General features: G+C 31.9%; 9 protein-coding genes and 1 pseudogene. All 10 read left to right on the top strand.

Annotated features, from left to right (window positions below):
• A pseudogene (locus tag WKU26_RS12360) lies at positions 1-371 on the top strand (hypothetical protein); the annotation flags it as partial.
• A 465-nt stretch (positions 372-836) separates the two neighbouring features.
• On the top strand, positions 837-2,375 hold the full coding sequence (locus WKU26_RS12355) for a lipopolysaccharide biosynthesis protein (protein WP_340322265.1): 1,539 nt from the start codon (positions 837-839) through the stop codon (positions 2,373-2,375).
• Positions 2,372-3,538, top strand: coding sequence for a polysaccharide pyruvyl transferase family protein (locus WKU26_RS12350; RefSeq protein ID WP_340322264.1), 1,167 nt, complete (start codon positions 2,372-2,374; stop codon positions 3,536-3,538). The genes WKU26_RS12355 and WKU26_RS12350 overlap by 4 nt, the downstream gene beginning before the upstream one ends.
• A 298-nt stretch (positions 3,539-3,836) precedes the next feature.
• Positions 3,837-4,553: an IspD/TarI family cytidylyltransferase gene (locus WKU26_RS12345; protein ID WP_340322263.1), complete on the top strand. Its 717-nt coding sequence runs from the start codon at positions 3,837-3,839 to the stop codon at positions 4,551-4,553.
• 10 nt (positions 4,554-4,563) lie between these two features.
• Complete coding sequence (locus WKU26_RS12340) at positions 4,564-5,610, top strand: NAD-dependent epimerase/dehydratase family protein (protein WP_340322262.1); 1,047 nt, start codon at positions 4,564-4,566, stop codon at positions 5,608-5,610.
• A gap of 1 nt (position 5,611) precedes the next feature.
• Positions 5,612-6,394 (top strand): LicD family protein, encoded by a 783-nt coding sequence (locus WKU26_RS12335; RefSeq protein ID WP_340322261.1) that lies wholly within the window; start codon positions 5,612-5,614, stop codon positions 6,392-6,394.
• A 294-nt stretch (positions 6,395-6,688) separates the two neighbouring features.
• Positions 6,689-6,943, top strand: coding sequence for a helix-turn-helix domain-containing protein (locus WKU26_RS12330; protein ID WP_340322260.1), 255 nt, complete (start codon positions 6,689-6,691; stop codon positions 6,941-6,943).
• A complete protein-coding gene (locus WKU26_RS12325; RefSeq protein ID WP_340322259.1) occupies positions 6,927-7,058 on the top strand; it encodes a hypothetical protein in 132 nt (43 codons plus the stop codon). The genes WKU26_RS12330 and WKU26_RS12325 overlap by 17 nt, the downstream gene beginning before the upstream one ends.
• 134 nt (positions 7,059-7,192) lie before the next feature.
• Positions 7,193-7,507, top strand: coding sequence for a transposase (locus WKU26_RS12320; protein WP_340322258.1), 315 nt, complete (start codon positions 7,193-7,195; stop codon positions 7,505-7,507).
• Positions 7,508-7,721: 214 nt separating this feature from the next.
• On the top strand, positions 7,722-8,240 hold the full coding sequence (locus WKU26_RS12315) for a beta-1,6-N-acetylglucosaminyltransferase (RefSeq protein ID WP_340322257.1): 519 nt from the start codon (positions 7,722-7,724) through the stop codon (positions 8,238-8,240).
• The last annotated feature ends 44 nt before the right edge of the window (positions 8,241-8,284 follow it).

Raw genomic sequence — 8,284 nt, 5'->3', positions numbered from 1 at the left:
CCGTACCGCCCAACCCTACCGAACTGGTAGCCCGTCCGGTACTGGATCAGGCCATTGCACAGTTGAAGGAACGTTACGACTACATCATCCTCGATACCGCGCCCATCGGCATCGTGGCCGACAGTCTCATCATAAGCCGTGTGGCTGACCTCTGCCTCTATGTCTGCCGCGCTGAAGTCACTCCCAAAACAGCCTTCCAGTATATCAACGAACTGAAGAACGACAAAAAGTTTACCAAACTGGCTACCGTACTCAACGACATCGACATGACCAAGCGCAAGAACAGCTACGGATACGGCTATGGCAAGAAGTACGGATACGGTTATGGCTATGGTTACGGATATGGTTTTCAGAAGAACAATAAAGCCTGAGTTTACGCGACTATTCACGTGAGCTTACGATACTTGAATCGTAAGGCAACGCGACTAATCGCGTAAGCCAACGATACAAGTCGCGTAAAACGCCCCGGTTTGTCGGGGTTGGCAAGGTTGTCACCCTATTTTATAAAACTTATACGTGTGAGTGTGGAGAGAAATGAGATTGAAATCTCTCCACACATTTCCATAAAAAGTTTAGAAAATTGCTGTCAACCCCGACAACCCCGACAAGCTGAAAAACTAATCACCTGATTTACAGTCACGTTCATTTTCGGTAAAATGTCGGGGTTGTACAGGTTTCCCCTGTTCTCCACACCTCTCCACCATGTGGAAATTCTGAAATTTTTACATCATTTCAGGGTGGTGGAAAGGTGGTGGAGAAGTGGTGGAGAGAAATTTGAAATGTTAAAAACATTATTATTTACTCATTCAAACGAATAAAATTCACACTGGTTCTTTATGACAAATACAGCAGAGAATAATAAGAGGATAGCGAAGAATACGCTATTCCTGTATATCCGTATGGGAGTAATAATGCTCGTTCAATTATATACTTCAAGAATAGTTCTCAATTCGTTAGGAATTAAAGATTACGGCATATATAATATAGTTGGTTCAATTATCATTGCGTTTAATTTTATAAGTATTCCTTTAGGTACAGCAACACAGCGTTTCTACAATTATGAATTAGGGAAAAATAATATAAGCAACGTTAATAAAGTATTCAATTTAAGTTTAATTATTTATGGACTAATAGCTACAATTTTAATATGTATTGTAGAGATTTGTGGACAATGGTTTATTTATAATAAAATGTCATTACCATTAGATCGTTTAGATGCTGCAATATGGACTTTTCATTTCAGCATATTTGCATTTGCAATCTCTTTATTACGTAACCCTTTTGAGAGTCTTATTATTGCTCACGAGAAAATGTCGATTTACGCATATATTGGAGTTATTGACGCTATTTTAAAATTACTTAACGCTTTTTCATTAATGTATATAGCTACTGATAAATTAAAGCTTTATGCAGTAAACCAATTTCTCATAACTATCATTGGCTTTATAATCATATTCTTTTATAACAAAAGAAAATTTAAATACATTAAAATACAAAAAGTATATGACAAAGATATGTTTAAAAGTCTTATAAGCTTCTCTGGGTGGAGTTTATTTGGCTCTATAGCTGTAATGTTATCTAACCAGGGTCTAAATGTCTTACTTAATGTGTTTTTTGGAGTTGCAGTTAATGCTGCCATGGGTATAGCATCCCAAGTAAATACATCCATTCAACAATTTGTAGGAAACTTTCAAGTAGCTTTTCGGCCACAAATTGTGAAGCAATTCTCCTCAAATCAACTATCAAGTTTACGACATTTAATAATGAATTCTTCAAAATACTCTTTCCTTTTATTATTTTGTATAGTGTGCCCTCTATCATTCAATATATCTTTTATACTAAAAATATGGTTAGGCAATGTACCTGAATATGCATCTGAATTTTGTGTCCTAATGATGGCTAATGCTCTACTCGAATCTCTATCAGCTCCAATGTGGATGACTATACAAGCAACTGGAAATATAAAAAAATATCAAATCATTATCAGTAGTGTAATGGCAATGAATATAGTGTTTTCATACATATTCTTAAAAATGGGATTTTCTCCTATCATTACATTAAAAACTAAATGTTGTCTAGACTTTTGTTGTCTTGCAATTAGATTATTGTTTATCAAAAACGCAATAAAATTTTCAATTAAAGAATATATTAAAAATGTCGGTTTTCCACTGCTAAGTATTGTATTTATTACATTCATATCAGTCTTAATTGTACATTATTATTTACATGAAGGTTGGATTAGAATAGCAATAAGTGTTATCGTATTTACAATTGTATTTATCCCAACAGTATATTTCATAGGCTTAAACAATAGCGAAAAAACAATAGTTAAAAATTTGATTATAAACAAGTTAATTCAACAAAAGAAAAAATGAATAAACTAAAGGTTGCATTTGTAGGTTTATATAAGGAACCTAATTTAGGTGATCCTATTATATTTGATAGTACAGAATGGTTGTATTCACAATATTTAGGATGTGAAATACAATCTAACCATCTCTATTTGGACTATATTGAGAAGACATATAGTATGCCATTATTAAAAAAAATAATAAACAAGTTCTCCATTAAAATAATTCATAAATTAATATTTCAAGATAATTATCAGAAACGAAAATTAACTAAACTATATTTCGAAAAGAAGCTAAAAGATATAGATTTAGTAGTAGTTGTTGGAGGCGGAATAATAAAATATAGCTACCAATTTTTTTGGGGAGCTATATGGGGATTGTTACAAGCAGCCAACAATAAAAAAATCCCTGTTATATTAAATGCTGTAGGCATTGAAGGATACGACAGCACTAATAAAAAATGTTTAATCCTTAAGGATGCTATGCATCTCCCATCTTTAGCCTACATTACAACAAGAGATGATTTATCTACTTTAATTCAAAGTTATTTTGATAACCATCCATCAATTCCCGTTCATAAAGTATGTGATCCCGCTGTATGGATAAGTGAAATATACAATATCAAGAAAAATATACATAGTAACACTATAGGAATAGGTGTTGCAAGAGAAGGAATTTTTATTGATAATGGTCTACCTATTACACCTTCCCAATTAATATCCCTATATTGTAGTCTAATCAAGAAATTAACTTTTGAAGGACATAAAATACATATTTTCACTAATGGCCATCCAGCTGATAAAACTATGGCTTTGCATATTTGCGAACTCTTAAAAAAAGAAGGAATAATTGTAAATATAGACACACCAATAAATAAAAAAGAACTTGTAAAAATTATATCAAACTACAAAGCAGTTATAGCTACACGCTTACATTCATGTATCATCTCGTATTCACTGAATATACCTGCAATAGGACTAGTTTGGAATGATAAACTTAAACTATGGGGATATAATATAAATCGAAAAGATGATTATATTACCATTAATAACTTCAATGCTAATTATATATATGAGCGATTATCTATTGCTATCAAAGAAGGATACAACATTGAACAACGCAAAGAATTCCGTAACACAATCATAAATAGTATTCTTAATATTAAAGAACTTTTAAAGATAAACTAAGTTATCCTCTAATAAAATTAACAGATTATTAGTCTATCTAAGAACAATACGAAAAACAAATATATTAGTAATTACCAAAAGTATAATCAATAAAAATTACTTAGTTATATTATTATCTATTAATCTATATCCTTTAATATAAATTTCGTATTACTAGAAAATATCCTCTGACAAAAGAATATAATTATAATGCTAAAATCTATTTGACCAATAAAAATAAGGGTATATAATATTTATATGAAATCGCAATAGAAAGCTCAAATAATATTCAATTTTATAACTAATAAAGATATCAATTATGAATATAGCAGTTGTTTTTGCCGGTGGTTCAGGAAAAAGAATGAATACAGTAGCTAAACCTAAGCAATTTCTTGAACTAAATAGCAAACCTATTATCGTTTATACGTTAGAAATTTTTGATAATTTACCAGAAATTGACGGTATAATAATAGTTTGCATAGAAGACTGGATTCCATATATGCATAAACTTATACGTAAATTTGAACTGTCTAAAATACTAGAAGTTGTGCCAGGTGGTGCTACTGGACAGGATTCTATCTATAATGGACTTGTTGCTGCTAAAAAATACGGTAAAGATGAGAGCGTTGTACTGATTCATGATGGTGTACGTCCACTTATCAACGAAAAAGCAATTCTTGACAATATAAAAATGACAATAGAAACAGGAAACTGCATAACATGCATTCCTGCAACAGAAACGTTTGTTGTAAGACAAGATGACGGTTCTTTACAAATTCCTACCCGCGCAAATTCATTAATTGCAAGAGCTCCACAAAGCTTCCGACTTGGGGATATTTTTTCAGCTCATGAAAAGGCTAGAGCAGAAAATAAACATGATTTTATTGATTCTTGCACAATGATGAGTTACTATGGTCATAAATTATCAACAATTATTGGACCAATGGAAAATATAAAGATTACAACACCTACCGATTTTTTTGTATTCCGAGCAATTGAAGAAGTACATGAGAATCAACAAATCTTTGGTTTTTAATATTTGAAATATGTTTGGTTTTACTAATAGAATAGTACAGCAAGATCTTAGAGAGATATCATCTTTAGAACTTCCTTGGGAAAAATTGAATGGAAAAAGTATTTTGGTAACAGGAGCTAATGGTATGTTAGCCATTTATCTAATATATACACTTTGCTATGTTGCTAAAATAAAACATATACACATTAAAATAATAGCTCTTACAAGAACTTTATCAAAAACTCAACAACTATACAAAGAATTCTTAGATTCTAATTGTTTTGAGATTCTTGAACAAGATATTTGTGACTCGATAAATTATAATGGAAATATTGATTATATTTTTCATTTTGCAGGTAATGCAAGTCCCCACTTTATCAAAAATGATCCTGTAGATATAGTTAAAAGCAATTTAATTGGAACTTTTAATATAATGGAATTTTCCAAGGAAAAAAAATGCAAAAAAGTTCTTTTTGCTTCAACGCGTGAAGTATATGGAGAAACTACATTTGAAATCTTACATGAAGAATCCTTCGGTAAAATTGATCCATTAGATAACCGTTCATGTTATCCTGAAAGTAAACGAGCTGCTGAAACAATTATACGTAGCTATTACTTACAATATGGTGTAAATAGTGTTATAGCACGTATTGCACATTGTTATGGTCCTGGCATGAAAATAGAAAATGACGGACGTGTGATGAGTGATTTTATCCACAACGCAGTTCATCACGAAAATATAACACTATTAAGTGACGGCAGTGCTCTTCGCGCTTTTTGCTATTTGACAGATGCTATTCAGGGGCTATTATTACTTATATTTTATGGCCAGAACGGAGAAGCTTATAATTTAGCAAACGAAACAGAAACATTACCAATCCGAGAGGTTGCACAAATAATAGCAGAACTATTCCCAGAACGCAACATTCATGTAAGCTATAAAAAATCAGAGGATCAATCCGGCTACTGCAACTATAAACGCGTGGGGCTGTCTTTAACTAAAATCACTCAATTGGGATATACTCCAAAAGTCAATTTACGTGAAGGTCTGAAAAGAACTATTTTAAGTTTTGAATAAAATGAAGAAAAAATATATTACACTAGAGGAAATTCGTGAAATCCAATTGGATATTCTACGCAAGGTTCATACTTTTTGTATAGAAAATAAATTACGTTATTCTTTAGGTGGAGGAACACTTCTTGGAGCGGTTCGGCACCAAGGCTATATTCCCTGGGATGATGATATTGACATTATGATGCCAAGACCTGATTATGAGAAGTTCCTTCTAGCTTTTAATAGTGAAAATTTAAGTATAATTGATTGTAAACGAACTCCAACATATTTTAAACCTTTCGCTAAAGTCTTTGATTGTAGAACAGTTTTAGAAGAAGAAAACGATATAAATGGAATTTATATCGATATTTTTCCGATTGAAGGATTACCAAATCCACAAAAATGGAAAGAATATTTCAAAGATTATTCTGCTTTAGCACTTAAGTTATGGAAATTAACAAAATATCCTAATTTTGAGAAGCGCTCCTATGGAAGAATAAAATATTTAATCAATAAAATTATATTGCCTAAACGCGAAACAATAATAAAACAAATAGATTCCTTTTTAGCAAAGTATCCCTACGAAAATGCTCTATATCGAGGAGTTATAACGGGAAGATATGCCGAAAAAGAATTTATGGATGCTAAAGCTTTCCAAGACTACGTTTTATTACCTTTTGAAGGAGAATATTTTATGGCCATAGCTGAATATGATGCATATTTAACTAAGCACTATGGTAATTATATGCAACTACCACCTAAAGAAGCTCAAATATCTAACCACAAATATATCGCATACTGGAAATGAATTATTTAACATGTCAAGACATTACTGTCCACTAAAAATCGCAAATAGTTCTCTGAAGTAATTAAATTACAAATAATTACAAGAGGTTTTCGTGCGCAACGATTTGAAATCATAACTTTTCATCATAAACTTAGGCAGCATATGAATAATGACAAAATTCAGTGATGTTGCAAAAAAACGGTCATGATAGACTAAATTTATTTAGTAATTATAATTTATAACTATTCCTCTATTTTTTTAGTAGACACTAGTGATTCAACATAAAATATTAATATTGTCTCATGATATTTTAAAGTGCTTGAATTAAGTGAGTCTGATAGTCTCAAACTAGAGAAAGGCTATCATAATAGCTCTATCCATAACTATCGTATCAGATGTAAATCCATATTGTTAAAGTCAACAGGAAAATCAGCATCGGAAATAGCTGAAATATTTGATGTAACAGTGCCAACAGTATACGCATGGATAAAACGTTATAAAGAAAATGGTATCAAAGGCTTGAAAACACGTCCTGGTCAAGGTCGTACCTATAATGGATTGTTCCGATGAGGAAGCACTTCGTAAGGCTATAGAAGAGGACCGTCAGAGTGTATCAAAAGCACGTGAAGCCTGGGAAAAGGCTTCTGGCAAAAAAGCCAGCGACATTACCTTCAAACGTTTTTAGGAGCATTGGTGCAAAATATAGGCGAATAAGAAAACGCCCAAGGGGCATACCCTCACCGCAGCTCTACACATACAAGAAAGAGAAGTTGCAAGAACTTGAAAGCCTTGATTCCAAAGGTAAAATAGAACTTTACTATGCTGATGAAAGTCATGTATGTACCTTACGATTGGCAGTTTAAAGATGAGAATGTCTATATTCCATCCGAGAAAGCTGCAAGACTTAATATCTTTGGCATGATTACCAGAAGGAATCAATATAAAGGCTTTACAACACAAGAATCCATCAATGCAGACAAGCTTGTGGATTATCTTGACAGGTTCTCTTTTGAGGTAAAGAAGAAAACCATGATTGTACTTGATAATGCTTCTGTCCATAGGAACAGGAAGATAAAGGAAATGAGAAAGATATGGGAGAATAGAGGATTATTTCTTTTCTTTCTTCCACCATAGTCTCCGGAACTTAATCCTGCTGGAACGCTATGGCGTATATTGAAAGGCAAATGGATAAGCCCCGCTGATTACAATACTAAGGACTCTCTTTTATATTGTACAAACAGGGCTCTAGCATCTGTATGTACGAACTTATTTGTGAATTACTCATATGTATAAAATTAATTTTGAATAGTTACTTATCATTAATTTCACATTAAAAAAACAAAAAATAATGAATCATGCGTTTATCTTCCAAGTACACAATTATCCTAAACTTTTACATAGAATCGTAAGTTTACTAATTGCTCCGAATCATTACTGCTTCATCCATGTGGATAAAAAGGTAGACATTAATCAATTTAAAGAATACATTAAAAATGATCATATAATCTTTCTTAATGATAGCGAGCGTATCATAGTTAATCATGGAGGTTTTTCTCAGATACAATGCACTATTAATCTTCTTAAGAAAGTAAAGGATTTTCCAATAAAATTTGACTATGTACACTCCCTAAGCGGACAAGATTTTCCATTAGTAAATCCTTTATCTTTCGATAATTTTTTTGAAACTCACAAAGGAAATAGTTATATGATATTTGATACTCAAGAGGAACACTTACTATGGTCTAAACCTAGAGGAAAATATGAAGAAAGGTATAGAAAATTTCATTTTCCTGATAAAAAAATTAACCCTATATTACTAAAATTAATCAATGGGATACAACGCATTTTTTATCTTAGAAGACCATAAAACAAGTTAAAGCTGGCTGGAGTTGGTTCTCATGGCATATTTCT

Origin of the sequence: Phocaeicola sp. HCN-40430 (assembly GCF_037890285.1) — a bacterium.
Classification (GTDB): domain Bacteria; phylum Bacteroidota; class Bacteroidia; order Bacteroidales; family Bacteroidaceae; genus Phocaeicola; species Phocaeicola acetigenes.
The sequence above is the reverse complement of the archived record's forward strand: the minus strand, read 5'-3'. Positions and strand labels throughout refer to the sequence as shown.